Here is a 26,312-nt window from a genome sequence, read left to right on the forward strand (position 1 = left end):
CACGAGGAGGATCGCATGACCGGGACGCTGGACGGCAAGGTCGCTCTGATCACCGGTGCGGGACGGGGCCAGGGAAGGTCGCATGCTCTCCGTTTGGCAGAGGAAGGCGCCGACATCATCGCCATCGATATCTGTAAGCCGATCGACTCGGTTCCCTACCCAATGGCATCGTCGGAGGACCTCGATCAGACCATTCGGCTGGTCGAGAAACTGGGCCGACGAATCGTCGCCCGGCAAGCGGACGTACGCGACTTCGAGGCCTTGACGGCTGCGGTGCAGGCGGGCGTCACGGAGCTTGGTCACCTCGACATCGTATGTGCCAATGCGGGTATCGTGATTCAGAAAGCCGACATAACGGGGCGAGACATCCCCGCCGAACGCTGGCGCGACGTCATCGATATCAACCTGACCGGGGTTTGGCACACCCTCAAGGCAGCCCTCCCACCGATGATCGATCAGGGCACCGGCGGTGCCATCGTGATCACATCGTCGACCGCCGGCCTCAAAGGAATGCCCCATATCGCCGACTACTCGGCAACAAAGCACGGCGTCGTCGGCCTGATGAAAACGTTCGCCCAAGAGTTGGCTCCGCATCGAATCCGCGTCAATACCGTGCACCCCACCGGTGTGCGAACCCCGATGGTGGAGAACTCGATGACGAGATCGTTCATGGCACAGATCTCTGACCGTTCGGACAAGATCGGCCTGGAGAACCTGCTTCCCGTCGACATGGTGGAACCGGTTGACGTGAGCAACGCGGTCCTCTGGTTGGTGTCGGAGGCAGGACGCTACGTGACTGGCGCGTCGATTCCCATCGACGCCGGATTCACCACTAGATGATTCGGCGACCACGCTCCGTCTGTGGTCGCCGAATCATGCCAACCCGTTCGCACGTGACCTCGTCGCCGACGCGGCGACGAGACTCTGCGTCGGCGATTCGGATCGGAACTGTCACACCCGGGTTTTTCCGATCTCCCTCTTGGCGAGGGAGTTGATGTGCACCTCGTCGGGTCCATCCGCCAGACGGAGGGTGCGTAGCGCCGAATGAAACTCGGCTAAGGGCGTATCCTGTGAGACGCCCGCACCACCGAAGATCTGGATTGCGTCGTCGAGGATCTGTTGGACGGTAGCGGGCACCGAGATCTTGATTGCCTGGATTTCGGTGTGTGCTCCCTGATTACCAACTGTGTCCATCAGCCAGGCCGTCTTGAGTGTCAGGAGCCGATTCTGTTCGATTGCGATCCGGGCTCTGGCGATCTTCTCGCGCACGACGCCCTGGTCGGACAGTGGACGGCCGAACGCCGTCCGGCTGGTGGCCCGCCTTACCATGAGTTCCAGCGCTCGCTCGGCCACGCCCAGCGACCGCATGCAGTGGTGGATGCGACCGGGACCGAGACGAGCTTGGGCGATCGCAAACCCCTCGCCCTCACCTTTGATGAGGTTTTCCGCCGGCACCCGCACGTTGTCGAACACCACCTCCGCGTGGCCACCGTGGTCGCGGTCCTCGTAGCCGAAGACCGTCAGTGCCCGCAGCACAGTCACACCTGGGGTGTCACGCGGGACCAGGATCATCGATTGCTGGCGGTGCCGATCGGCGCTGGGATCGGACTTCCCCATCACGATGAAGATCTCGGAATTCGGGTTCATCGCACCCGTGGACCACCACTTGCGGCCGTTGATGACGTATTCGTCGCCGACGCGGGTGATCTCGGTTTCGATATTGGCGGCATCCGAGGATGCGACTGCGGGTTCGGTCATGCAGAAGGTCGATCGGATCTGGCCGTGCAGCAGCGGCTCCAACCAACGGGACTTCTGTTGTGGAGTACCGAACTCGTTGAGTACTTCCATGTTTCCGGTGTCGGGAGCCTGGCAGTTGAATGCGACCGGGGCGAGTCTGTGGCTGCGACCCATTAGCTCGGCCAATGGTGCATATTGCAGATTGGTCAGTCCAGCACCCCGGTCGCCCGGCAGGAACAGATTCCATAGACCTTGCTCGCGCGCGAGCCTGCGTAGATCGCCGATGATCGGCGGAACCGACCAGTCCTCGGGATTCCGTGCTGTGAGCTGTTTCTCGAGGACCTCCTCGGCCGGAAACACATGCTCATCGAGAAATGCCTGCAGGCGCGCCATGAGAGAGACGGTGGTGCTGTCGAATTCGAAGTCCATCGGAGTCCTTTGCGGTCCGTCGATCAGGGCGGTGGAAGGTACATGCAGCGGTAGGCGTCCCGGATCGTCAAGATGCATTGGGGAATTCGCGGTACCGTACGAGACACGTTCGTCGAACTCCGGAGTATCGATCCGTGGCAGCTGCCGCAGGGTCGCAGGGCCGCGCGCCATGGTGGAGTGGACATATCGCTGATAGACCGGGATCAAGTCCACCAAAGGTCGCGGCCCATCGTCAGCCGCTAGTCCGGCGCCGCGACCTCTTCCAGCTTAACAATCTGATAGTTCTTGCCCAAATACTGTTCGTCAGTGCCGAATTCAGCCCACTGCTCTTCCCATTTGACAATGAAGTCCTTGATCTTCTGATTGTCTTCGAACATCTTGAAGGGTTCATCGCCCTCTACGACAATGAAATCGATGTACTTGAATCCGACCGATCCTAAGTTCTCCTCAACGACCTTCCAATTGGAATATCGGACTACGCCTGGGATGCTGTTGTAAAACGGCGTATCGACTTCGCGACAGAACTCGTCGTACTCCTCCTCGGTCCTGTCCTTCGAGATGTTATACGTAGCAAGTAGCATGAGACGTTTCGCAGTCATCGCTGCCTTCCCGCAGGATATCCCTGCCAATAGTGGGGTTTTAGGGCGGCTGCCCTCAGCGGCCTGTCGACCGCGTTGCTGATCGGATCGTGCGGTTATCTGTAACCGCCGTCGAGTTTGAGGATCGATCCGGTGCAGAAGGATGAGGCATCCGTGGCGAAGTAGAGGGCTGCACCGATGATTTCATCGGGGTTGCCGGGCCGTCCTAGTGCACTGCTCGTCGTGAAATGGGCGCGCATATCCGGTGTCCACGCCTCGGCAATATCGGTGAGAAAGGGTCCACACTGGATCGTGTTCACCCGGACCGTCGGACCGAATGCCTGTGCAAGTCCGGCGGTGAGCGTGTTGAGGCCGGCTTTGGCCGCTGCATAGGGGAGTGCCTGTGGATCGGGGAGGCTTGCCTCGACCGAACTGATGTTGATGACAGATCCGCCGTCTGCCGCTGCCATCCGTGATCCGATCGCTGACGCCAGTCGGAAAGGGCCCTTCAGGTTGACGCCGATCACCTTGTCGAATAGAGATTCGCTGACTTGGTCGAGACTGGGGTATAGGGGTGAGAGACCAGCATTGTTTACCAACACATCAACGCGGCCGAACTCGGCGTATGCCGATTGGACCAGTGCATCGCATTGCGCCCAGTCGCTCACGTTGCATGCCACGGGGAGTGCTTTCCGGTCGTACCGCTCACGCACTGTTGCGGCCAACTTCTCGCAGTTGTCGATCTTGCGGCTCGCAATGATCACATCGGCGCCCTCCGACGCGAAGGCCTCGATCATGGCCTTGCCCATTCCGCGACTGCCTCCGGTAACCAACGCCACCTTGCCGCGCATTCTCACGTCGGTCGTCTCCCTCGAATCTCTGGCTACACTAACGATCAACCGTTAGTGTAGCCAATGGCGATAAAGTGTCAACCGCATCCCCGTCGAAACTGGCGTGTGCAAGTCCGAGGAAGAGGGGCGTCCGCACGAAAATCACCCACGGGATGTACTTGCCGGAACGAGTACCACCGCCACGGCAGGAAAGACCGCCGCGACGCAGAACGCTGCGGCGTAGCCGCCGCCGCTGACGATGACAAGGCCCAGAACAGGCGGTGTAGTCGCGGACGTCAGGGTCTGGATTGTGTTCTGCACTCCCATGGCTCGGCCGGACCATGCCTTGCCGGCCAGTTCCGCGGCAGCGGTGAAGCCAAGTCCGTTGGGGCTCACGGTGATCACTGCCGCAAGCGTGAGCCCGACGACCACCAACCACGGCCAACTCGCATCACCCAACGCCACCAGAAGCATCACCGCCGCACTGGCGCAGGCGATCTGACGAATCGGGCGGAAGCGGCTACCCACCCGATCCGACCAGTAACCAGCGCCGACCCTGCCCAACGCGCCGAACACCTGCACGCCGGCGAGGAACCAACCAGCGCGCACCGCATCCCAGTGCTGGACTGTCACCAGATATACGGGTGCAAACGCAGACACCGCGAACTGCGGGACCACCAACAGTGCGCTCGCTCCGTGTAGCCGCCAGAGGGTCGAACCACGATAGGGCGAAACGGCCGGGGTAGTATCCGTGTCGCCCGCGTTCTCTCTCGGCGGATCGATGACGAGCACGGCGACCATTCCTGCGACCACGAGTGCGAGGCCCGCTGGAAACCATAACGCAGCCCGTAGGCCCCACTCATCGGCAATCGGCGGCAGGGTAAGCCCCGCAAGCCCCATACCGAGCGGCTGGGCGGTCTGCCGAACACCCATGGCAAACCCCCGCTCGGTCGCGTCGAACCAACCCATCACTACTCGACCGCTGGCTGCATTGACCGAACTTGCGCACGCTCCCGCAAGCAGAAACAGGACAAACTGTGCCGCCAGGTCACGGGTCGCGAACGCGGCGAATCCAATCACCACGCCCGAACTGCCAAGGCCGAGCGCCATGATCAGCCGCTCACCGAAGGCGTCGGCCGCAGCGCCCCACAGAATCAGTGTCGCTACGAACCCGACGCTCGGCGCTGCCACGATCATTCCTGCCTGCGTAAGCGAAAGCCCCTCGGAAGCAAGTAAAGTTGGGACCAGAAACGGGATCCCGAAGGCAAAGACGCAGTTGGCGGCTTGAGCGAGAAGCCCGAGAATGAGAATCAACCACCGTCGCGGAGGCTTAACCGGCATTCCCGCTCCCACCCGTCATCGTGATACTAACGAGTGTACGTAAGCGTTACACAATCAACAACCACGGCGATCGGGTGGTGGATCCCGCGCAGCTGCGCCGTCACCGTCACCGTCACCGTCACCAGAGACTACGAAATGCGAGGAATCAGAGTGGAGTTCGACCTGAATGAGGAGCAGCAGCTATTCCGGGACAGCGTCCGGCGGTGGGTAGACCGGGAGGCGCCCAAGCCGTGGGCGCGCGAGCTGGAGAAGGATGAACACACTTTTCCTCACGCATTGTGGGACAAGTTCACCGCAGCAGGATTCCACGGCATCGGTGTGGCCGAGCAGTACGGGGGTCAGGGCGGGGACATCATGACCCAGATGATCCTGGCGCGGGAACTCGCGCGGTCATTGGCCGGACTGACTTGGGTGTGGGGAATCACTTCGTTTGCGGGAGGTAAGTCGGTCGGGTTGTACGGCACCGAACAGCAGAAGCTAAGGCACCTGCCCGCCATCGCCGAGGGTCGCGAAAAGTGGGCAATCGCGTTCACCGAGCCAGGGGGCGGTACTGACCTACTCGGCGCAATGCGCACGAAGGCGACGAAGATCGACGGCGGATGGGTGCTCAATGGACACAAGACCTGGAGTTCGATGGCGCACGTAGCGGACTACATTCTCCTCCTGGCGCGCTCCGATGAGTACACCGAGAAGCGGCACCAGGGTGTGTCACTGTTCATCCTTCCCGCCAAGAGCGAGGGTGTGACGACATGCGAGATCCCCAAGCTCGGTATGCGATCGCTGGGATCATGTGATGTCTATCTGGACAATGTCTTCGTCGCGGACGAGAACCTTTTGGGGGAGCCCAACCGCGCCTGGTACATGCTGCTGCCCACACTGAACAACGAGCGCATCATGCTGTCGTCGTTCTGTGTGGGGATCATGGACGGGGTCCTGGAAGATGCGTTGCGATTTGTACAGGACCGTGAGGCATTCGGCGGGCCGATCGCGCGCTTCCAGTCGCTGCAGCATCACATCGCCAACATCCTGATGTGGCGTGACCAAGCGGAGCTCATGGTATATCGAGCGGCGTGGTTGCAGTCACGCGGTCGGCCGTGCGGGCAGGAAACCAACATGGCCAAGGTCGTCGCCTCGGAATTGGGCAGCCGCGCCGCGGACCTGGGGTTGCAGATTCTCGGGGGTATGGGTTACTCGGCCGAGACGGATATGCAGCGTTACTGGCGCGACGCACGCTTGTACCGGATCGGGCCGGTGACAAACGAGATGGCCCGTAACAGCATCGCCGAAGGTCTTGGACTGCCAAGGTCGTTCTCTTGACCGCCGTCTCATGCAACACCGCCTGGCTGGCGCACAGCGCCGGTACACGAACCTCGGTTGCCTCGAGTCACGGATGCGCGCGAAGGGACCGCGAGGGGCCAGCCGAAATTCCGCGACAAGGAGCCGACGTTCGGGATGGGGTGCCGACCGTGGTTGATCCTGCGCATGGCCAATCTGTGTTCGTGCCCGGAATCGTGTTTGGTCACCCTTCTGGCGATGTCCACCGAGGTCATGCTCGGCGTCGAATTGACAGCATCCCACGATCAGGCTGGGCGGCCACCGATGTCAACTCAGGTACGGGAGGAGTCTGACTTCCGTCTGGATTCCGCTCCGCCACTTGGTCAATTCCCGAGGCGGATGGCACTCTGCTCATGCTGGACTGGCCCGGAGTAGCTTCAACCGTGTGATCGAGTGCGACGGTCCAGAGCGCCCTCAGCTCAGATTCGTGCGTCGCCGGCCATCCTCGGAGACAGCAACTCAGTCATTGGCCGGACCCTGCCCGGATACAGCGCGGCACCCGCAAAAGCTGCCACCCCGGACCGTGCAGACGGTCCGGGGCGGCGGCTTACCTGTAATCAGGCGGAGACGATCAGTTCGGCACTAGGGTGCGGGCCGTGTCGAAGCGCTCGGCGGCGTCCGCCCAATTGACGACGTTCCACCAGGCCTTGATGTAGTCCGGTTTGACGTTCTTGTACTGCAGGTAGAACGCGTGCTCCCACATATCGAGCATGGCCACGGGGATGATGCCGACCGGGGTGTTGCCCTGCTGGTCGGTCAGCTGCTGGATGACCAACTGCTCGCCGATCGTGTCGTACGCCAGGATCGCTCAGCCGAACCCTGCAGGGTCATGGCGGCTGCCGTGAAGTGCGCCTGGAACTTGTCGAACGAACCGAAATTGTTGTCGATCGCCCCGGCCAGGTCACCGGTCGGCTTATCGCCGCCGTTTGGGGCGAGGGTCTTCCAGAAGATCGAGTGGTTGGTGTGACCACCCAGGTGAAAGGCGAGGTTCTTCGACAGTGAGAGCGCCTTGCCGGCGATAGTGCCGTCCTCTCGAGCCGCTGCCAGCTGCTCGAGCGCGTCGTTTGCGCCCTTGACGTAGGTCGCGTGGTGCTTCGAGTGGTGCAGTTCCATAATCTCGCCGGAGATGTGAGGCGCGAGAGCGCCGTAGTCGTAGGGGAGGTCGGGAAGCGTGTATTCAGCCACGAGTTGTCTGTCCTTTGTAGGCGTTCGGACGCCCTGATAGTGGATGTTGGTTGAAGCGTCCAGCTCGTTCCGCGTCGATATGGGTTCCGCTCCGCAGCCCTTCTTGCCGTCGCGGGAATTACTGCGGGCCGCAACCGGGTGGTGCGTGCCGTCATCCGCGAGCTCGAGAGGCCGAACAACGCCAACCAGTCTCGGTTAGCGTGCGCGCTCAACCGCTTTGGCGTCAAGGCCCTTTCGATGCCGTCTTGCCGTCGGCGAGGCAGTCCATTGTGACGTACACCTCGCCGGTGCGAGGACCGCGTCCGTGTCGCGAAACAGGCCGGGTCGCGGGATCTTCGCACCAGTTGGCCCAGAACTGGATCTGGCTCGCCATCGTCCAACTCGCCAGCGAAGTGATCGCATGGACCCATATGCTCACCTCCCCGAGCGTCGGGCTTGCCGATGGGAGCTAAACGACTGCGACTGCGACTGCGGCTGCTGCCCATCGCCCGGCCTATCGCCAGCCGCACCCATCGCGGCTGTCAGCGCACGCACCGTTCACGGACCTGCTCACCACCGCACTCGCGGCCTCGCCGCATTGCCGGCGCCCCGCCCAACAGAACCGCTGTCAAACCGACCCGAACGGACCGTCACGGCCGGACCGTGGGCCAGGCCGCCACCGGCGACTCGGGCGGACGGCCACGCTCCGAACCCGCTACGACGACCGAGGAACACCAGTCGGAAACTGATCGGGCCGACGCGTCAACTCACCAAAATTCGAGGCTGGAACCGACGCGGCCCGCTCCTGCCGTATTCCGCTCAACCGCTTGACAGCGGCAAGATCGATGGACGATACTCACAGTCGTTAGTTAGTCCCCAATCTGGTCTTGGACCTGATGCTGGCACGCGCCGCCAACCGCGGCAATCGCGTGCGCCAAGTCTGCCCATGGAGAGGTGAATTTTCGTGTCGATCGAGTCCGGGAAAGTCAAGTTCGAGATCGTGGGCAATGCCGCGCTCATAACCCTCAACGACGGAGCGCGACGCAATGCGCTCGGACCGGATATTCGAAACGGAGTACTGCAAGGACTTGACGCAGCGTTGTCGGACGATGACGTGAATGCAATAGTTCTCACAGGATCGGGGCCAGCTTTTTGTGCCGGCGGCGACTTCCGCAACGATTTCCTCGCGGTGCGGAACGATCCGCGGGCGATCGACAGCCTACTGACCGAACTGTTCGGGCTCTTCAGGGCTATTGAGAAATGTGCAAAGCCAGTCATCTGTGCGGTGAATGGATTTGCGCTGGCCGGTGGTATGGAGATCGTCCTGTCCAGTCATCTGGCAGTCGCCTCGTCAGAGGCGGTTTTTGGCTTACCTGAGCCCATGGTTCTTGGCGTACCCGCGGGATATGCGGTTTCTCGTATCCAGCGGCAGATTGCGAGAAAGCACGCGAACGAAATTGTTCTGCTGGGTGAGCGGCTCAGTGCACAGCGTGCGGCCGACATTGGCCTTGTGAATCGTGTGGTGCCGCCCAATGAGGTTGTTCCCGTCGCGTTGGAACTCGCGGAGAAGATCGCGCAGGCCTCGCTTATGGCTATCCAGACAAGCCTGGAATACCTTTCGGCCGGCGATACTGGTGAAGAATTACAGCATGCTCGCCGGACAGTTGGTTCGGTCTTCTGCACGCCCGATGTCGAGTCGAGAATCGATCGGTTCCTCGACCGCAGTCGGAATAAATGATTCGCGAGCGATCTCTTTGCTTCCGGTTTACCGGTCAGCATACAACCTGTAGGGAATGGAGCCACCGTGAACTTGATGTGGGATGTTTTCGAGCGGGGTCTGCGACGTAACCCCGGGAATCCGCTATTCGTCTTGGATGATTGCACCTATTCATATGCCGAGTTCGGTGCTGCCGTCGATCGGTTCTGCTGGGGACTTGCAGACCTTGGCGTAACCAAGGGTGATCGGGTCAGTTACTACATGAGTAATCGATTCGAGGCTCTTGTCACGTACTGGGCGTGCGTCAAAATGGGTGCCGTGCTGGTGCCTCTGAACGTCATGCTGCGCCCGAGGGAGGTGGTCCACGTACTGAACGACGCCGGTACCAAGGTTTTGGTGGCTGACGTGGGCGTACCGAATGTCCGGGCAAGCCTGGAGGCGAGCGTGCCGGAGCTGCGGACGGTCGAGGCCATAGTTGCTTGCCGAGGAACAGCTCCTGGTTATCGAAGCTGGGAGGCTGTTCTGGAAGCTGGAAACGGCGATCCATTTTCCGTTGTGGACTGTGCTGAAGACGATGTGGCGCAGTGCTTTTACACATCCGGCACCGAAGGTCGGATGAAGGGTGCTGTCACGAGTTACGGGTCGCTCTTCGACATAACGCAAAACTATGTTCTGTCGTTCGGGTTCAGGCGCACTGACGTAGCAGTTACGTCGATGCCGATATATGCTGCATTCAGCCCATGGTTTATTCTTCAACCGATCATGCAGGTCGGCGGCACGGTTATTCTGCATGAAACTTTCGATGCGAAGCGGATACTCGGCGATATCGAACGCTATCACGCAAACTATTTCTGTGGCTCGCCGACGATGTTCGTTTCGCTGCTGGCCGAGCATCGATCGGAAACGGCCGACTTCGATGTCTCGTCTCTGCGTACGTGTGGCGTGTCTGGGGCCAAGATGCCAGATGACCTGATTGCTGCTTTCGAGGCTGAGCTTGGTTGCCGGATCGGGGAGGTCTACGGCCAAACTGAAACGGGACCCGTTGCGGTCACCCCCGTCTATGGGCAGCGTCGGGCTGGCGCTGCAGGCCTGCCCGCCGGCGGTACGACGATTCGCATCGTCAACGAGCAGGATGAGGTTCTACCGCACGGTGAAGTGGGGGAGATTGTCGTCCAAAGCTCCATGTGCACCCGCGGATACTTGAATCTTCCTGATCTGTCCGAGGAGCTCTGGCGGTCAGGCTGGCTACACACGGGCGATCTCGGATATCTCGATGAGGATGCATTCCTCTATGTAGTCGACCGGAAGAAGGACGTCATCATCACGGGTGGAGCGAATATTTATCCCGCAGAGGTCGAGCAGGTGCTCATGGAGCATCCAGGAATTCTGCATGCGGCAGTAGTTGGTGTCCCCGACTACAAGTACGGAGAGCTTCCCAGGGCGTACGTCGTCTGCGGTGACAACACAGTTCTCGACGATAGCGCCGTCATTTCTTTCTGTCGTGAAAGGCTGGCCAAGTACAAGGCCCCGCGTTCAGTGGTATTTCTCGAGGAGGCGGAGTTGCCGATGACGGCAAACAGGAAGATCCTCCGTCGTGAACTACGTGACCTTGCACGCGCCGAAGCAGCGGTCGACGCGTAGGTATCGTCACCTGCCGTCGAGCGGGTTGGACGATACCGTTCGCTGCTGAGCCACGAGAGCCGCAACCTGGGCGCGCGAGGTGAAACCCAACTTGGTAAGGATATGCTGAACGTGACTCTCCGCGGTCCGTAGCGAAATCACCAATTTGGCTGCAATTTCCTTGTTGGTCAACCCATCCCCGATTAGTTGACAAATCTCTCGTTGCCTGCGGGTGAGGCTTGTGCTCGCTCCATCCTGGACCGGTGGCTGCGGCCTTTTCGGGACGGCCCGGTCGCCGAGTGCGTACGTGAGCAGGTCGTCGATGGACATCTTTGCTCCTCGGCTGAATCCATCCGCAAACTCTTTATCTCCGAGCTGTCGGCGTGCCTGTGTCTCACATCGTTCTCGCTGTGCGACAAAGTCTTTGTATCCGAACAATTGTTGACGGCTGAATGTCTTCCACTGTTGAGCTGCGGCGCCTAGTAAGGTTGCGGCACGCAGCGCGTCGCCATCGGCTGCCGTTATCCACGCCAGAGTGTCCAGGACGACTGCGAGGCCGAGGGTGTCGCGGAATACTCGTTTGAGTAGTAGTCCTTCACGGACGTGTGTTGCGGCAGAATGGAGTTCGCCGCGCGTGAATTCGATCAGGCCAATCCCCCATAAGGCGTAGGAAAGCAGCCACGGCGCCTGGTGCTCGTCGCACACCCTTCGGCAGTAGTCGTACTGCTCGAAGGCGAGGTCCGGCCGCCCGGTGAACAGGTAAGCGAGGCCGAGTTCGAACCGGAGGTTTACCTCCGGGTCGGTGCGGATGCCGAGGGCCAGATAGTCCTCCAAGGCGCTCTCCATGAGTTCACAGGCCGCAGCGAGCTCGCCGCGGAAGAGTCCCGCGCATCCGAGCATGTGATTTCCCGCCGCAACGATCGCTTGATCGTTGAGCTTCCCGCCTAATGATCGGCACTCCTCGGCCATCGCTTCGGCAGCATCCAATTCACCCTGCGTGTTTGCGATGAACGCGTTGGTCCAGAGCGCATTGCCACGCACGATGCTGGGAGTCGGCGAGAGCGCAAGCGCTCGGTCGAGCCAGTACCTCCCCTCGGCCAAGGACCCGCACGCCATCCACAGGAAGTATGGGCTAGCCAACCGCAAGCCGGTCTCATGGTCTCGCAATTCGGTGAGGCAGTACTCGAGCGCTACGCGAAGGTTGGGGTATTCCGTGCGTAGTCGTATGCACCAGCGTTCCTGCGCCGGCCCGAACCAGTCTTGTGCAGCGCGTTCGACTAAGCCCACGCACCAGGCAAGGTGGCGTTGGCGCACCTCGGTACCCCGGCTGTGAGGGTCAAGCTTCGATTCGCCGTACTCGCGGATCGTTTCGAGCATCCGGAAGCGAACACGCCCGGTGTCTTCCTCACGAGCCAGGATTGACTTGTCCACCAATCCCGTGATCGTCTCGAGGATGGACTCGGCGGTGGATGTGGTATCGCCGCAAACGGCTAGAGCGCCCTCGAGATCGAAGGTGCCGGCGAACGCCGAGGCCCGGGCCCAGAGTTTTTGTTCCGCGCCGGTGCACAGATCGAAACTCCAATCGACTGTCGCCCGCAGCGTCTGGTGACGTTCGGCGACTGTGCGGCTTCCGCCTGTAAGCAACGTGAAGCGATGACTTAGGCTGGCGTACAGTTCGCCGACCGCCAGTACGCGTAACCGCGCTGCGGCGAGTTCGATCGCAAGCGGTAGGCCTTCGAGCTGCTGGCAGATCTGCACGATCTGAGGTTCGTTTTCCGATGTGACGACGAAATCCGGAACAACTGCCGCAGCACGCTCGACGAACAGGGTGACTGCTGCAAACTCCGAGGACATGCCAGATTCGGGCATCTTGCCAGGAATGGGAATAGGTAAGGGCCGAATCGGCATCAGATGCTCACCCGGAACCCCCAGAGCCTGGCGACTGGTGGCCAGTACTCGGAGTCCTGGCGCCCGACGGAGCAAGGAGTCGATGAGGGTAGCGGCTGCGGTGAGCAGATGCTCGCAGTTGTCCATCACGATAAGTATTTCGCGGTGGCGGACAAAGTCCCTGAGGACTTCTAAGCGGGAGCGTGTGGAACCTTCGGTGATGTCGAGAGCATCGATCACGGTCTGAGCCAGCACCGTCTCATCTCGAAGTGTCGCCAGCTCGACTATCCAGACGCCGTCGGCGAATGCGCGACGTAGCGAACGTGCCAACTGCGTAGCCAAGCGGGTCTTGCCGACGCCTCCAACACCGGTGAGTGTGACGAGACGGGCATCACTGAGCAGCTTCCTCGCTGCGGCGAGCTCGCTCCGCCGGCCGACGAAGGTGGTCAGATCGGCCGGCAAACGGTCCTCGGTTGCCCCACGTGTTGCGGAAAATTCCCAACCGGATGAGGTGGTCCGGCACTCATCTGGGGGGATGTTGCTTGATCCGTTCAACTCGGGCGCCTCCACGTTGCCGCAGGCCGCCTCGGGCCAAGGGCACATAGCGAGCCTACCTCAACCTGGCGTGACGTCGGCGCAGCCACACCATCAGGGACGCGGGTATCCAGTGGTAGTTGGATCAGCTTTCAGGCTTGGTCGACGAGATTCGCTTCCCGAGAAGATGAGTCTGGACGGATATCCAGGACGTTCTCCAATAGTGTCAATGTTGACCAGTATCCCTCGTTCACGGCTTCGAAGATGCCCCGCGGAGCCGCAGCGTCACCGATGACGAGCGTTCGTGGATCATCCAGGAAGGCCTGGTTTGCCGTCGGCACATGGGCTTTCCTGGACCGGGACACGCAAACCACGCCGAATTCACCCAAGGAGACAGCTTCACCGTTGTCGAGGTCGATCGCCGTGGCCTCGAGGTCGTCGATACGACCGACCAAGTGATGGCTGACAATCCTGACACCGCGCCTGCGGAGTTGCTCGTGAAGGTCGGGGACCTCTTGAGTGCCCAGGATACGATGGCCGAACTTTGGTTGAGCGGTTACAAGGGTTGTTGGATGACGGGCCTCGGCAAAGTAACTCGCGACCGAGTAACCAATCCAGCCGCTGTCGTCATCGATGACGAGCACCTCTCGTGATCGTCCGTCACTGAGGCTGAGAGGCGTGATCTGCGAGTCGCGCTCATACCCGGAGTGCAGAACTTCATCGGGAAATACCACGTTCTTCCCGTCAATGCCCGGTAGAATCGGCTCGTCTGGCATGAGCGTGCTGAACCCGGTGCGGTCGGCGGTCGAGCCGGTGGCCACGATCCAGGCGTCGAATTCTGCAGACTGTCCACCGGGAGCTGATTCCCCGAGCCGGAGTGTCACTCCCAACTTGGCCACTCGATCTGCCAGCCACTGGGCGATGCCGAGCAGCGGAGCGCGCTCGACGCTTCCGACGGTGATGTATCGAAGCGCGCCGCCGAGTTCGCGTTCGCGTTCGAAGAGCGTGACCTGCGCGCCCACTCGCGCCGCGGTCTCGGCGGCTTTCAGCCCTGCTATCCCGCCACCGATCACCGCGATCCGCGGAGTCATGCTGGTCTTCTCGAGCGCGACGCGGATGTTATCCTCTCGCTTCTTCGATTCGCGTTCTCGACTGACAGTAGGGTTGTGTCCGCAGGACAACGGCCGGCGATCGACGCTGTGTGAGATGCAGATATTCGCACCCACGCAGGGCCGCACATCGTCGACCTCGCCTGACAGGGTCTTGCGGACCAGATGCGGATCGGCGATGTTTGCCCTCGTCATGCCAACCAGGTCGGCCTTGCCGGAGGAGATGACGGCCTCGGCTTCGGCCAAGGTAGTTATCTTCCCCGCCACGATAACGGGCACACGTTCTTGAATGGCTGAGCGAATCGCGTGCGCGTACGCTACGAACGTCCCAGCGGGTGCGTGAACCGTTGGGATGATCTTGTTGTAGCTGAAGTGGGTGCTTGCGGTAACGCTGATGTAGTCGACAAGTCCGGCGTCGACCAGGCGCACCGCAATCTCTGCGAAGTGTTGGGTCTCAAGTCCACCTGGAGTGAGTTCATGGCCGGCGAGTCGGACACCGAGAGCCTTCTCCGACCCCAGCTCCGACCGAACCGCATCGAGGATCTCGGTCAGGAACCTCATGCGATTCACGAGAGAACCGCCGTACTGGTCGGTTCGCCGGTTGAAGAGCGGTGACAGGAACTGCTGCGGCAGGTAGCCGTGGGTGGAATGCACCTCGACACCGTCGAACCCAGCCATGACCGCGTGCTTCGCCGCGAGCGCGAAGCCGGCCCGCACGTCGGCGATGTCCTGGAGTGACATCGCGCGGGGGACCTCGAGGCTCGATGCCTCGGGAATGCCGGAGGGGCCGAGCAGGGGCCGACCGCTGAGGATTCCGGACTTCGCCGCGGCGCCTTTGTGGGACAGTTCCAGTACGCATCGTGCACCGTGCGCGGTGACCGCTTTGACGATACGGCTATACCCCTCAACCGACTTGGGGTCGAACGCGTAGAGAACGCCCTCATATGGGACATTCGACGGGTGAACAGAGCTGGCCTCCACCGTGATGAGACCTACTCCGCCCTTTGCGCGCTCCTCGAGGTAGTCAATGAGGCGCTGCGAAGGTAGATGGTTCTCGGCCAGGAACGATACGTGCGGGGTAAGCACGATTCTGTTCTTGACACGGATGGCGCCGAGGTCGATGGGCTGACGAACGAGATCCACTACCAGCTCCTAGTTCATTCATGGAAGTTAAGACTAACAATCGATCGTACGCGTGTCGACGATTGCTGGTCAAGATTTCGACAGTCCGGTATCGGTGACTGAAGGCTGGGCAGCGGCACTTGAAGTCATGGGCATGTTGAAGTAGTGCGCGAATCCACTCAGCACTAGTCGCAAATTAATCTGGGCACCAACAAGATTAACCGAGCAATGAAGTCGGCAGGAGCGATCTCGCTGTCATTGATGACGCAGGGCTCGAGGGCTTTGCCGACCTAGACGGGGCCGAAGTGTTGACAGTCCGCACCGATCGCCATACGATCGCTCGTTAGTGTCGCCGATACAAAGGAGAACCCCATGGCGGTCAACAATCACAAGCTTGCACACGTCTGCATGCTTGTCGAAGATATCGACAAAGCGGTGGCCGATTACCGTGAGATCCTCTCGGTTCTCGACCCGAAGCAGCTCGACAATGAGCTGGTCTTCTACAAAGACTTCGGAGTGGGGGAGGAGCGTCTCAGTTTCGCTACGTTCCCGTCGACGGAATGCGAGATTCAGTTCATGCAGCCGCTGACGCCGAAGACGCCGCTGTACACCCGTCTGGACAAGGCGGGCGAGGGCGTGCACCACATCTGCTTCACGTCCAGCAATGTGCGAGAGGTTACGCAGGAGTTGAAGGACAAGAATATTCGCATGAAGAACGACGGAGAGCTCGTGATGGACCCGACCATGCCGTGGCAGGAATGGGGATTCATCCACCAGGGCCCGGGGCATGGCGTTCTCATCGAAGTTGCCAACGCGTACCTGTCGGTCAACGGAACATGGCAGCCGACAATTGGACTCCCCAGGTAGTAGTCTCGTACATGGACTGAGTTAGCCAGTAAAGCAACTAGTTTCGCCTCACTCTGCTGGGTTTGGGGCGAGAAGGAACGGCTGGGTCCCCACGGTGGGCGGCTTGATCCGGTGGTCAAGCCGCTCGCATTGGGATCCCCACCAACCACCGTTGGTGATCGGCCGCACGACGACTGGTTGCCATTGATCGCCTGAATCCGAGCCGACACGCGTCGACCAAGTGGTTGATCTTTGCCAGATACCGCGAGCCCGTGAAGGGCGATGTATTGATCCGAGGAGGGTCACGTTGAGCGATTTCCAAGAAAGGGCGATGCAAATCCGCCGCGATATTCTCGGCGATGAGCATGTCGACCGAGCAAATTCAAGTATCACCCCATTCAGTAGGCCGTTTCAGGAATACATCACGCGGGTAGCGTGGGGCGAGATTTGGGGTCGGCCTGGGCTGAGCCTACGCGAGCGGAGTCTGATGACGCTCGCGATGATGGCTGTGACACGGCAGGAGCACGAACTTGCCGTTCACGTACGACTGGCTCGGCGAAACGGCCTATCGGTCGAGGAGATCGCGGAAGCGCTTCTACACGCAGGTCTGTACGGCGGCGCCGCGGCGGCAAACACTTCCTTTGCGATTGCGCAACGGACGCTTGCGGAGCTCGGAGAGCCCGACGCGATCCCGTTGCGCGACGAGCAACCGGTGTGAGCCCGTGCTCGCCCGGGAACGGGTTGAACGAATCGTCCCCTGTGTGCCATTCAACTTCACTCCGCGAGAGGTGGCAACGGAATGAGCGATGAGCACCATCCCGTGGCGATCGAAATCGACGCCGGCAAGTGTTTCGGGATGGGCATCTGTGAGATGCTGGCGCCGGCCGCCACCGAGCGAGATGACGATGGAATTGCCCATACAACCGGCGCCACGGTGCCGCTGTCGCTCGCGCGGGATCTGCGAGACAACTGCCCGAGCGCGGCCATCGCCATCCCCTCGGAGTAGCTCGTGATCTTCGCGATGTTGTCTGCGATGCGATGTGCGATGGTTGCTCCGGCCGGCGGCGTTGTTCGTGTCGGATTTAGGGATTAAGCGAGTAGAGAATGACCTACGTAATAACGCAAGCATGTTGCAATGATGCGTCGTGTGTCAGTGTGTGCCCGGTGGACTGCATTCACCCCACTCCCGACGAGGCGCCGTTCATGAGAACGGAGATGCTCTACATCGATCCCGACACGTGCATCGACTGTTCCCAATGTGTGTACGCATGCCCGGTCGACGCTATTCGTCCCGACGATGATCTCGACGATGCGATGATGCCGTTTTTGGAGATCAACGCCGCATACTACGAGAAGTACCCCATCGAACCCGGTACGGCTGTGCCTCGGCGCTCCGCCAAAAGGGACTTCGACTATTCGTCGTTGCGCGTTGCCGTCGTCGGGTCCGGGCCCGCCGCCAGTTATGCCGCGTTGGAGCTGTTGGCCCGGCCAGGGGTGCAGGTCGACATGTTCGAACGGCTGCTGACGCCATACGGCCTCATACGGTTCGGAGTTGCGCCTGATCATCCCGGCACCAAGGCCGTGACCGACGTCTTCCAGTCACTGGGCAGCGAGCCCGGGTTTCGACTGCACCTCGGCGTCGAGGTTGGCAAGCATCTCAGCCATGAGGAGTTGCTCGCGCACAATCACGCCGTGATCTACGCGGTGGGAGCGCCAGGAGATCGGCGATTGGGCGTTCCGGGTGAGGACCTTCCGGGTTCTCATGCCGCGACCGAGTTCGTGGCGTGGTACAACGGTCACCCCGACTTCGTGGACCGCCGGTTCGATCTGTCCTGTGAACGCGCAGTCATTGTCGGCAACGGAAATGTCGCGCTCGATGTCGCACGGATCCTGGTGACAGACCCCGACGAGCTCGAAAAGACCGACATGGCAGACCATGCGATTGCTGCCCTGAGAAAGAGCAACATACGTGAGGTAGTGGTGCTCGGCCGCCGAGGTCCCGCTCAGGCCGCGTACACGAACCCCGAGTTCCTCGCCCTCACCAACCTCGCTGACGTCGATGTTGTCATCGATCCCGCGGAAGCTGAGCTCGATGAGCACAGCATCCGCCTTATCGAGTCCGGTGCCGTCGAGCCGTCCGTGCGGATAAAGGCGGAACTCGCGGAGAGAGTTGCGGGCACGCAGGCGACGGGCGCTGCCAAACGAATCGTGTTTCGCTATCTGGAATCTCCCGTCGAGGTGGTTGGCGACGAACAACAGGTCACGGGTCTGACGATCGTGCGCAACGTCCTCAATGAAGGGCCGGACGGATCCCTTCTCGCAACACCAGGTGACCAGACCGAGCTGATCGAGGCGGGGTTGGTGCTGCGTTCGATCGGATACCGCGGTAGCTCGACGGTGGATGTGCCGTTCGACGAAGTGCGGGGCGTGATTCCCAACGACGAAGGCCGGGTCCTGGAGCCGTCGACGGGTGCGCCCGTGCCGGGCGTCTATACCGCCGGCTGGATCAAGAGGGGCCCCTCCGGCGTGATCGGAACGAACAAGAAGTGTGCGGCGGACACCGTCGAGCGGCTGATCGACGACTTCGAGAACGGCAAACTCACCGCTCCCAAGTCCGGTGCGCACGAATTGGAAAGACTGGTTGCAGAACGTAATCCGGATGTCGTCGACTTCGCTGGCTGGACGCGAATCGACCAGGCGGAGATTGCAAGCGGTGATTCGCGGGGCCGTACTCGGGTCAAGCTTGTCGATGTCGAGAGCATGCTTGCCGTCGTCCGTTCGTAAAGGTCCGATAGCCACGGCTAGCGGATGGTTGATCCAACGCGCGAACGTGATTCGAGCAAGCCCTAGTACAGCATCCACCGAATCAACGGTGTACCAGGAGGGAGTCTGCGCGCATGTCACGCAGGTTTCGGTCGCCAATCGTGGCGAGATCGCTGTTCGCGCGTCCCGGGCCGCGTCTGAACTAGGTGCCGGGACGGTTGCGATGTTCCAATACAAGGATCACAGCTCCGGGACTTCGGTTGAAGGCCGACGAGGCTTACCGGCTCGGTGAACCGAGTCGCCCTGTGTGCACCTATCTCTCGGTTGACGCGCGGCCCGTCGGACGCCGTCTATCCGGGGTACGGCTTCCTGTCGGAGAACCCGGTTCTTCCCGCCGCGTGCGCGGACGGGGGCATCACCTTCATCGGCCCGTCCACCCCAGACGCGTGCGGCCGGCCCTGCCAAGACGCGCGCCACGCTGAACCGACTGCTGTTCCCCAGCCCGACCCGGGTCCTACGAGAACCACAGCGAACAGTACTGTCACACCTCGCTGCTCTGGAGTAACCAGTTCTTCGACGGTCTCCAGAGCGGCGAGGGGCATAACGTTCAGCTCGCCCTCCGGGGTCCAGCTGCTGATCAGGCTCGGGCCATCTCTGAGCCGGACGAACGCGGCATGCGTAGGGTCATGTGCATCCTGAACGGGCAGTTGCGCCGGTCCAGGGTGCGCGACCGGCCGATCGCCAGCGAAGTGTCGACCACGGAGAGGGCGGACAAGGCCAACCCCGAGCACGCTCCGCGCTCCGGCACGGTCACCCGCGTCGCCAATCCCCCGGGTGTCGCAGGTCCCGGAGATCTCCTGGTCGTAGGGGAGTGGGGGCCCACGCAGGTCGACCCTAGCAACCCTTGACCGCACCCAGAGTCGTGCGTACGATCGATCGTTAGTAACGAGCAACACTGAAGGTGGCAGCCGCTCATTCTGCGGGGCTGTATTCAGGCGACGGAGGTAAAAGTGATCCAACAGCGTCCAGCCAACCCGCTCGGCGAGTGCGGGCGAGGCTGACATGAATATTGCCCTTGTCTACGGAACTGCGAGCCGGCCGGGCCGCTTGTGGAGCGTTCTTGAATCCTTTTCGGCCGCGGTGGGCCAGCAGCTGTCAAATGACAACGTCGTCAATCTGCATGAGGCGCCGGTTGATTGGGCAGATGGTCGCCCATTGGCCGAGCTGTCGGTGGCAACGCAGCATGCAGTAGACGTCGTTTCTACTTCGGACGCCGTCGTGCTCTTCTCGCCGGTATACCGAGCATCGATGCCCGGCGCACTCAAGAATTTTCTGGATCTTGTGCCCGTGGAGGCTCTGGAAAGCAAGGCCCTTGGACTGGTGTCGATGGGCGCGACGGCTCACCACTACCTTGCGGTCGACAATGAGATCAGACGGATCGGTTCGTGGTTTGGTGCCGTGGCACTTCCGACGAGCCTGTACCTGAGCGGGCAATCGTTCGAAAACGGGGAACTCAAGGAAACGGCTCTGGCGGACGTCCAGTCCTTCGCCGACACGACTCGGGCGTTCACGCAACATCTGGAGAACATCGTGGTCCGTCCGCGCCCACTGGCGGCAATGTCTCGGTAGCGCCTTCGAGGCGCGTGGCATTGATCGATCAAATGCCCACTCACAAATCGACGTACACATTCATATCGCAGTACCGGCCACTCTGTCTTCCGTGGTCCGGACCGATTCTTCGAGGAGCATCCATGACCAAGATCGGTGTTTTTATCCCTATCAACAACAACGGTTGGCTGCTGTCATCCACGTCCCCGCAGTACATGCCTACTTTCGAACTGAACAAAGAAATTGCTCGGCGCGCCGAGCACTACGATCTGGACTTCTTGCTCTCGATGATCAAATGGCGCGGATACGGGGGCGAGACCGAGTACTGGGATTACGGCTTGGAGTCCTTCACTCTGATGGCGGGTCTGGCTGCCGTGACGGAGAAGATCGATCTGTACGCATCGATCGCAGTTCTCACGATGCCGCCGGCCGTCGTTGCCCGCATGGCTGTGACCATCGATTCCATCGCGCCCGGACGGTTTGGTGTGAACATCGTTTCTGGTTGGGCGAAGGCCGAATACGATCAGATGGGCATCTGGCCCGGCGACGAGTACTTCGGCTATCGCTACGATTACTCCTCCGAGTACATGCAAATCATGCGGGAGCTGTGGGAGACAGGGCGCTCGAACTTCAAGGGGGAGCATTTCCAGATGGACGACTGCCATCTGCTGCCACGCCCCTCGCAGCCCATCAAGGTCGTGTCCGCGGGTCAGAGCGATCGGGGCATGAAGTTTGTGGCGGACTACTGCGACTACGGTTTCGTGGTCGACAATGGAGTAAATGTCCCCAAGGACATCGCGCCGACCGTGGAGCGGCTCAACGTCGCCAAGGGTGAATCCAGCAACGAAATCGGCTGCTATGTTTTGCAATTGGTAATTGCTGCCGAGACGGATGAAGAAGCAATGAAGAAGTGGGAGACGTACAACCAGGGCGCAGACGCCGAGGCAATGGCCGCGATGGGATTGATCAGCGCCGCCGATCCGACTGTGTCGAGTGGAGTGACGACCAGTTCGACCATCAACAACGCACTGAAGGCGAAAGTTGCCGTTCCTCACGTCATCTGCGGTTCATACGAAACGGTCGCACGTTCACTCGATGACGTCGCAGCTATTCCCGGTGTCTCGGGCGTAATGCTGATCTTCGACGATTATCTCGTCGGGATCGAACAGTTCGGCCAGTACATCCAGCCGTTGATGAAGAGCCGCTCCGAAATCGGTGAGTCTCTGTCGGCGACCGGATCGTGATGATGTGGCGCGCTGAGGTGGGAAGGGCTGAGCTGTGATCGAACCCCACATGCTGACCGGTTCGGAAGCCCTCCCTCTTCTTCGAACGGGCCAGCTCACAGTGGAAGGACTGGCGAGGTCCTGCCTGAAGCGCGTCGCGGAGCGAGACTTCAGCGTGCGGGCCTGGTCATACCTCGATCCAGACGCGGTACTGGCCGAAGCTCGGCGCCTCGACCGCGAAGAGCGGAAGGGGCCCCTGCACGGCATCCCGATTGGCGTGAAGGACGTGATCCTCACCAAGAACATGCCAACACAACAGAATTCACCAATCTATGCAGACGATTCTCCGAGGATCGATGCCGCGTGCATCCAGACGCTGCGGGCTGCGGGTGCCCTCATCTTCGGTAAGACGGTGACTACCGAGTTCGCGGCAACTGCGTCGGGCGGGCCGACTAGAAACCCGCATGACCTCGCGCGGACGCCGGGCGGTTCCTCGAGCGGATCCGGCGCTGCGGTGGCCGACTTTCACGTCCCGATCACGCTTGCGACGCAGACGGGCGGCTCGACCATCCGTCCAGCTTCCTACAACGGTATTTCAGCCCTGAAGCCCACCTGGAATGCGATCAACAGAGAAGGTCTCAAGATCTTCGTCCCGTCCACCGACACTCTCGGGTTTTGTGCACGCTCAATCCAGGATCTCGAACTGCTTGCGGACGTCTTCCAGCTCGAGGACTGTGTGCCCACCAAGCGAATCGAATTGTCCGATGCTCGCGTTGGCCTCTATCAGGGTCCCGCCTGGGACCGGGCAGAGGACGCCACTCGAGCGGCCATGAACCTCGGCGCCGCCCTGCTTCGTGATGCGGGCGCCCATGTCGACGAGCTGACCTTGCCGTCAGCCTTCGACGACGTGCTGACCCAGTTTGGGATCATTTTGGCCGGGGAGGCTCGAACGAGCTTTCTGCACGAAGCGCTCATGCACCCCGATATTCTTCGCGACGAGTTTATGGCCTTCGTCGATGACCGGAACACGGTGTCGCGACGGGACCTCGTCGATGCGTATGACAAGGTCGCATCACTTCGACGGATCTTCGACGAAAGAGCAGGCGCTTTCGACGCCGTGCTGACGCCTAGCGTGCCGGGCGAGGCACCACCCGGAATCGACCGCACCGGAGATCCGGTCTTCAACTCGATGTGGACCGTGTTGCACACACCGGTCGTCAACATTCCGGGGTTTTCCGGTCCGAACGGCCTGCCGGTCGGACTCTCCTTGGTGTCGCCGCGCTACACCGACCGGCAACTCCTCGCAATCTCCGCGGAAGTAACCGACCTGTTCGTCGCCAAAGGAGGCTGGAGGCTCGACGCGGATAAACGCCGCGAAAGTGCGGCGGCACAACGTGGTGCGCTTGTCGACCAGAGCATGCCGGTAAGGGGATAGCTGTGTCAGGAGGTATTGACTCGCCGCAGCACGTCGAAGAAGGGAGCCGGTCGATGCGGACCCCGCGAGTGGTGATTGTCGGATCGTCGGTTGCAGGCGTTCGAGTAGCGCAATCGTTGCGTACGTGTGAGTACACCGGTGAGGTTGTCCTCGTCGGTGAAGAACTCGAGTTGCCCTATGACAAGCCGCCGTTGTCCAAGGGGCTGTTGGCCGGCGGTGAGCGTGCGCCCAAATTGTCGTTGTTGTCGGCCGAGGAAGCCGACGCCGCGGGCATCGAATTGGTTCTGGGCAGGTGCGCCGTTCATCTGGATGTGCCGGGTCGTGAGGTTGTGCTCGCCGGTGGTGAGCGGCTGGCCTTCGATGACGTGGTGATCGCGACGGGTGCCCGGGCGCGCCCTTCGCCGTGGGGGCGCCCCGACGGTGTGCATGTGTTGCGCTCGTTGGCGGATGCCTCCGCGTTGCGCGCCGACCTTGCGCGGGGTGGCCACCTGGTGGTGATCGGCGGCGGGTTCATCGGATCCGAAGTCGCCTCGACGGCTCGCGGCCTGGGCCTCGAGGTGACGGTGGTCGACCCCCAGGCTGTCCCGATGAGCCGTGTTCTCAACCCGGAGATCGGCCGGTTGTTCACGGAGTTGCATGAACGTAACGGGGTCCGGACCAGGTTCGGTGTCGGTGTGGAGGGGATCGACGGCGTTCGGGGAGCGTTGCGGGTTCACCTGTCGGACGGATCGGTCCTGGATGCGGCCACAGTGGTGATAGGCATCGGTGCCATCCCGAATGACGGGTGGCTGAGTTCGTCCGGTTTGCGGGTCGACGACGGGCTGGTATGCGATGAGTACAGTCGGGCGGTCGGAGCTCCCCGGGTGTACGCGGTTGGTGATGTTGCGCGCTGGTATCACCCGACGTATGCGACGCTGGTGCGTGTCGAGCATTGGACGAATGCTGTCGAACAGGCGGCGTGTGTGGCGCACAACATTACTCATCCGGAGCGACCGCGTACGCATGCGCCGTTGGAGTACGTCTGGAGCGATCAGTACGACTGGAAGGTTCAGATCGCGGGGCGTACTGGTGGGGACTTCGAGCATTGTGTGGTGACGGGTCCGGAGCCGGGTCGGTCGTTTGCAGTGTTGTACGGCGATAGCGACCGGGCCCTGCGGGGTGTGGTTGCCGTCAATTGGGTGCGTGCTCTGGTGGAGTGTCGTCGCGCGCTCAGTGACGGTGGCGCTGTGTCGGTCGGGGAGATACGCGAGAAGATCGCCTCGCTGGTGAACCCCAAGCCTCGATTGGATCGGGCGAACTCCAACCGGGCGCCTATGCGCTCCAGTGGTAGTCCCAGCCTCGACCCGTAAGGGTCGATATCCGCAAGCACATGATCGGCGAACGCCATCCCTTCGCACAACACAGGAAGAGCTGAGTATCAAATGAGAGAAGCTGTGATCGTCTCCACGGCGCGGACGCCGATCGGCAAGGCGAACCGCGGGGCGTTCAACGACACTCAGGCCCAGGAGCTCGCGGCCCATGCGATCTCGCACGCCGTTCAGCGCGCCGGACTCGACGGCGGTGAGATCGACGACGTGATCCTCGGGTGCGCACTGCAGCAGGGTTCCTCGGGTGGAAACGTTGCCCGGCAGGCGGCGCTACGTGCGGGTTTGCCGGAGACCGTGTCGGGCATGACGATCGACCGTCAATGTTCGTCGGGGTTAATGGCGATCGCGACGGCGGCAAAGCAGATCATCAGCGACGGAATGTCGATCGCGGTCGGCGGTGGTGTGGAGTCGATTTCGCTGGTCCAGAATGATCACGCCAACAACTATCGCGCCGCCGATCCCTGGCTGGTCGAGCACAAACCGTCCATTTACCGGCCGATGTTGGAGACCGCCGAGATTGTTGCCGAGCGATATGGAGTGAGCCGGGACCGGCAGGACGAGTACGCCCTGTTGTCGCAGCAGCGCACCGCGGCGGCGCAGGACGCGGGCCGGTTCGATCGTGAGATCGTCGCGTTGCCCAGTATCAAGACGGTCATTGACCGGGAGACGGGGGAGGTGCGCAGGGAGCGGGTGACGCTGACCAGGGACGAGGGCAACCGTGCGTCGACCACTCTCGAGGGTTTGCAGGGTCTGCGCGCGGTGCTGCCGGACGGCCAGGTCAGCACGGTATCGACCGTGACGGCGGGCAACTCGTCGCAATTGTCGGATGGTGCGTCGGCGTCGGTACTGATGGAGGCGGGGGAGGCGCAGCGGCGTGGATTGACGCCGCTCGGCCTGTATCGGGGTATTGCGGTGGCCGGGTGTGAGCCGGATGAGATGGGCATCGGTCCGGTGTTCGCAGTTCCGAAACTGCTGAAGGCGCATGACCTCACGATCGATGACATCGGCCTGTGGGAGCTCAACGAGGCGTTCGCGTCGCAGGCGGTGTACTGCCGAGACGAGCTCGGTATCAATCCAGAGCGGTTCAACGTGAACGGTGGCGGCATCTCGGTCGGGCACCCGTACGGGATGACCGGTGCCCGGCTGGTGGGCCACGCGTTGATCGAAGCCAAGCGTCGTGGTGAACGGTACGTGGTAATCACGATGTGTGTCGGCGGTGGCATGGGTGCCGCCGGCCTGTTCGAGGTCACCGAGTGACGACCGGCGGTGGCAATGTCGAGTGCTCTGGTCGACTGAGAGATGGCCACGATCGGTGACTACTGGCCGATCTCGCGTTGCACCTGGTCTATCGCGATCCTGCCTTCGACCCAATCCCGGACGGGTTCGCGGCTTCCACCAGCGATCATTTGCCTTCGATTCCGGAAATGGCACAGCGTTACGCCACGGCCTCCTCTCGGGATCCGGGCAACCTGGACTTCTATCTCGTGCTCGGTTACTTCAAGCTGGCTGTCATTGCCGGAATCCACGCCCGCTACATATACGGGAATACGCGTCGAACGGGGTTCGATCGGGTAGGCGAAGCCGTCCCCGACCTAGCGGCAGCTGGTCTTCGGGCATTGGGCGTGGCCCGCAGGTATTGGGATCGAAGCACATTGTCGGGCAAGGGC

The 26,312-nt window shown here is 61.4% G+C and carries 19 protein-coding genes and 2 pseudogenes; 14 read left to right on the forward strand and 7 right to left on the reverse strand.

Translation table 11 applies throughout. The annotated features are described in order from the left end of the window. Positions 1-15: 15 nt before the first annotated feature. Complete coding sequence (locus tag RJ1_RS24885) at positions 16-840, forward strand: mycofactocin-coupled SDR family oxidoreductase (protein ID WP_073364848.1); 825 nt, start codon at positions 16-18, stop codon at positions 838-840. Positions 841-951: 111 nt separating this feature from the next. On the opposite strand, the gene RJ1_RS24890 is transcribed toward RJ1_RS24885, so the two are convergent. From RJ1_RS24890 to RJ1_RS24905, 4 genes are all read right to left on the reverse strand, one after another. Further along, a complete protein-coding gene (locus RJ1_RS24890; RefSeq protein WP_073364952.1) occupies positions 952-2,166 on the reverse strand; it encodes an acyl-CoA dehydrogenase family protein in 1,215 nt (404 codons plus the stop codon). 239 nt (positions 2,167-2,405) lie between these two features. Beyond that, positions 2,406-2,765, reverse strand: a complete 360-nt coding sequence (locus RJ1_RS24895) for a RedY/HapK family protein (RefSeq protein ID WP_143048834.1) — start codon at positions 2,763-2,765, stop codon at positions 2,406-2,408. A gap of 95 nt (positions 2,766-2,860) precedes the next feature. After that, entirely contained in the window at positions 2,861-3,595 is a 735-nt protein-coding gene (locus tag RJ1_RS24900; RefSeq protein ID WP_073364851.1) for an SDR family NAD(P)-dependent oxidoreductase, read from the reverse strand. A gap of 141 nt (positions 3,596-3,736) precedes the next feature. After that, on the reverse strand, positions 3,737-4,888 hold the full coding sequence (locus RJ1_RS24905; protein ID WP_205415342.1) for an MFS transporter: 1,152 nt from the start codon (positions 4,886-4,888) through the stop codon (positions 3,737-3,739). A 177-nt stretch (positions 4,889-5,065) separates the two neighbouring features. Here RJ1_RS24905 and RJ1_RS24910 point away from each other — a divergent pair, with 177 nt between their 5' ends. Next, positions 5,066-6,232 (forward strand): acyl-CoA dehydrogenase family protein, encoded by a 1,167-nt coding sequence (locus tag RJ1_RS24910; protein WP_073364855.1) that lies wholly within the window; start codon positions 5,066-5,068, stop codon positions 6,230-6,232. 589 nt (positions 6,233-6,821) lie between these two features. Here the strand turns inward: RJ1_RS24910 and RJ1_RS24915 are convergent. After that, positions 6,822-7,435: pseudogene (locus tag RJ1_RS24915) on the reverse strand (superoxide dismutase). A 943-nt stretch (positions 7,436-8,378) separates the two neighbouring features. On the opposite strand from RJ1_RS24915, the gene RJ1_RS24920 reads away from it, so the two are divergent. Together RJ1_RS24920 and RJ1_RS24925 are read left to right on the forward strand one after the other, a co-directional pair. After that, on the forward strand, positions 8,379-9,152 hold the full coding sequence (locus RJ1_RS24920) for an enoyl-CoA hydratase/isomerase family protein (protein ID WP_073364857.1): 774 nt from the start codon (positions 8,379-8,381) through the stop codon (positions 9,150-9,152). A 75-nt stretch (positions 9,153-9,227) separates the two neighbouring features. After that, positions 9,228-10,772, forward strand: coding sequence for a class I adenylate-forming enzyme family protein (locus RJ1_RS24925; RefSeq protein ID WP_240319630.1), 1,545 nt, complete (start codon positions 9,228-9,230; stop codon positions 10,770-10,772). A 6-nt stretch (positions 10,773-10,778) separates the two neighbouring features. Here the strand turns inward: RJ1_RS24925 and RJ1_RS24930 are convergent, their stop codons facing one another. Both RJ1_RS24930 and RJ1_RS24935 read right to left on the reverse strand, forming a co-directional pair. Next, entirely contained in the window at positions 10,779-13,100 is a 2,322-nt protein-coding gene (locus tag RJ1_RS24930; protein ID WP_073364861.1) for an ATP-binding protein, read from the reverse strand. 224 nt (positions 13,101-13,324) lie between these two features. Continuing rightward, complete coding sequence (locus RJ1_RS24935) at positions 13,325-15,424, reverse strand: oxidoreductase (RefSeq protein WP_073364863.1); 2,100 nt, start codon at positions 15,422-15,424, stop codon at positions 13,325-13,327. Between the two features lie 351 nt (positions 15,425-15,775). On the opposite strand from RJ1_RS24935, the gene RJ1_RS24940 reads away from it, so the two are divergent. From RJ1_RS24940 to RJ1_RS24995, 10 genes and pseudogenes are all read left to right on the forward strand, one after another. Then, positions 15,776-16,270, forward strand: coding sequence for a VOC family protein (locus tag RJ1_RS24940; RefSeq protein WP_073364865.1), 495 nt, complete (start codon positions 15,776-15,778; stop codon positions 16,268-16,270). A gap of 286 nt (positions 16,271-16,556) precedes the next feature. Beyond that, positions 16,557-16,967: a carboxymuconolactone decarboxylase family protein gene (locus tag RJ1_RS24945; protein ID WP_143048833.1), complete on the forward strand. Its 411-nt coding sequence runs from the start codon at positions 16,557-16,559 to the stop codon at positions 16,965-16,967. An 81-nt stretch (positions 16,968-17,048) separates the two neighbouring features. Continuing rightward, positions 17,049-17,255 (forward strand): ferredoxin, encoded by a 207-nt coding sequence (locus RJ1_RS24950; RefSeq protein ID WP_083400368.1) that lies wholly within the window; start codon positions 17,049-17,051, stop codon positions 17,253-17,255. A gap of 98 nt (positions 17,256-17,353) precedes the next feature. Beyond that, positions 17,354-19,033: an FAD-dependent oxidoreductase gene (locus RJ1_RS24955; RefSeq protein WP_073364869.1), complete on the forward strand. Its 1,680-nt coding sequence runs from the start codon at positions 17,354-17,356 to the stop codon at positions 19,031-19,033. An 88-nt stretch (positions 19,034-19,121) separates the two neighbouring features. Continuing rightward, positions 19,122-19,444, forward strand: a pseudogene (locus RJ1_RS49330) (biotin carboxylase N-terminal domain-containing protein); the annotation flags it as partial. Positions 19,445-20,074: 630 nt separating this feature from the next. Continuing rightward, complete coding sequence (locus RJ1_RS24975) at positions 20,075-20,641, forward strand: NADPH-dependent FMN reductase (RefSeq protein ID WP_073364877.1); 567 nt, start codon at positions 20,075-20,077, stop codon at positions 20,639-20,641. Between the two features lie 122 nt (positions 20,642-20,763). Then, positions 20,764-21,864 (forward strand): pyrimidine utilization protein A, encoded by a 1,101-nt coding sequence (rutA, locus tag RJ1_RS24980; RefSeq protein ID WP_073364879.1) that lies wholly within the window; start codon positions 20,764-20,766, stop codon positions 21,862-21,864. A gap of 34 nt (positions 21,865-21,898) precedes the next feature. After that, on the forward strand, positions 21,899-23,278 hold the full coding sequence (locus RJ1_RS24985; RefSeq protein WP_218026509.1) for an amidase: 1,380 nt from the start codon (positions 21,899-21,901) through the stop codon (positions 23,276-23,278). A gap of 53 nt (positions 23,279-23,331) precedes the next feature. Next, on the forward strand, positions 23,332-24,627 hold the full coding sequence (locus tag RJ1_RS24990) for an NAD(P)/FAD-dependent oxidoreductase (RefSeq protein ID WP_073364883.1): 1,296 nt from the start codon (positions 23,332-23,334) through the stop codon (positions 24,625-24,627). Between the two features lie 72 nt (positions 24,628-24,699). Continuing rightward, positions 24,700-25,902, forward strand: coding sequence for an acetyl-CoA C-acyltransferase (locus tag RJ1_RS24995; RefSeq protein WP_073364885.1), 1,203 nt, complete (start codon positions 24,700-24,702; stop codon positions 25,900-25,902). Positions 25,903-26,312 lie beyond the last annotated feature (410 nt).

This window comes from Rhodococcus jostii NBRC 16295, assembly GCF_001894825.1.
Lineage (GTDB): Bacteria > Actinomycetota > Actinomycetes > Mycobacteriales > Mycobacteriaceae > Rhodococcus_F > Rhodococcus_F jostii.

Coding starts and splice junctions, on each gene's coding strand:
- RJ1_RS24885 (WP_073364848.1), top strand. CDS start 16: ATGACCGGGACGCTGGACGGCAAGGTCGCTCTGATCACCGGTGCGGGA.
- RJ1_RS24895 (WP_143048834.1), bottom strand. CDS start 2,765: ATGACTGCGAAACGTCTCATGCTACTTGCTACGTATAACATCTCGAAG.
- RJ1_RS24950 (WP_083400368.1), top strand. CDS start 17,049: ATGAGCGATGAGCACCATCCCGTGGCGATCGAAATCGACGCCGGCAAG.
- RJ1_RS24925 (WP_240319630.1), top strand. CDS start 9,228: ATGTGGGATGTTTTCGAGCGGGGTCTGCGACGTAACCCCGGGAATCCG.
- RJ1_RS24900 (WP_073364851.1), bottom strand. CDS start 3,595: ATGCGCGGCAAGGTGGCGTTGGTTACCGGAGGCAGTCGCGGAATGGGC.
- RJ1_RS24995 (WP_073364885.1), top strand. CDS start 24,700: ATGAGAGAAGCTGTGATCGTCTCCACGGCGCGGACGCCGATCGGCAAG.
- RJ1_RS24940 (WP_073364865.1), top strand. CDS start 15,776: ATGGCGGTCAACAATCACAAGCTTGCACACGTCTGCATGCTTGTCGAA.
- RJ1_RS24975 (WP_073364877.1), top strand. CDS start 20,075: ATGAATATTGCCCTTGTCTACGGAACTGCGAGCCGGCCGGGCCGCTTG.
- RJ1_RS24955 (WP_073364869.1), top strand. CDS start 17,354: ATGACCTACGTAATAACGCAAGCATGTTGCAATGATGCGTCGTGTGTC.
- RJ1_RS24890 (WP_073364952.1), bottom strand. CDS start 2,166: ATGGACTTCGAATTCGACAGCACCACCGTCTCTCTCATGGCGCGCCTG.
- RJ1_RS24990 (WP_073364883.1), top strand. CDS start 23,332: ATGCGGACCCCGCGAGTGGTGATTGTCGGATCGTCGGTTGCAGGCGTT.
- rutA (WP_073364879.1), top strand. CDS start 20,764: ATGACCAAGATCGGTGTTTTTATCCCTATCAACAACAACGGTTGGCTG.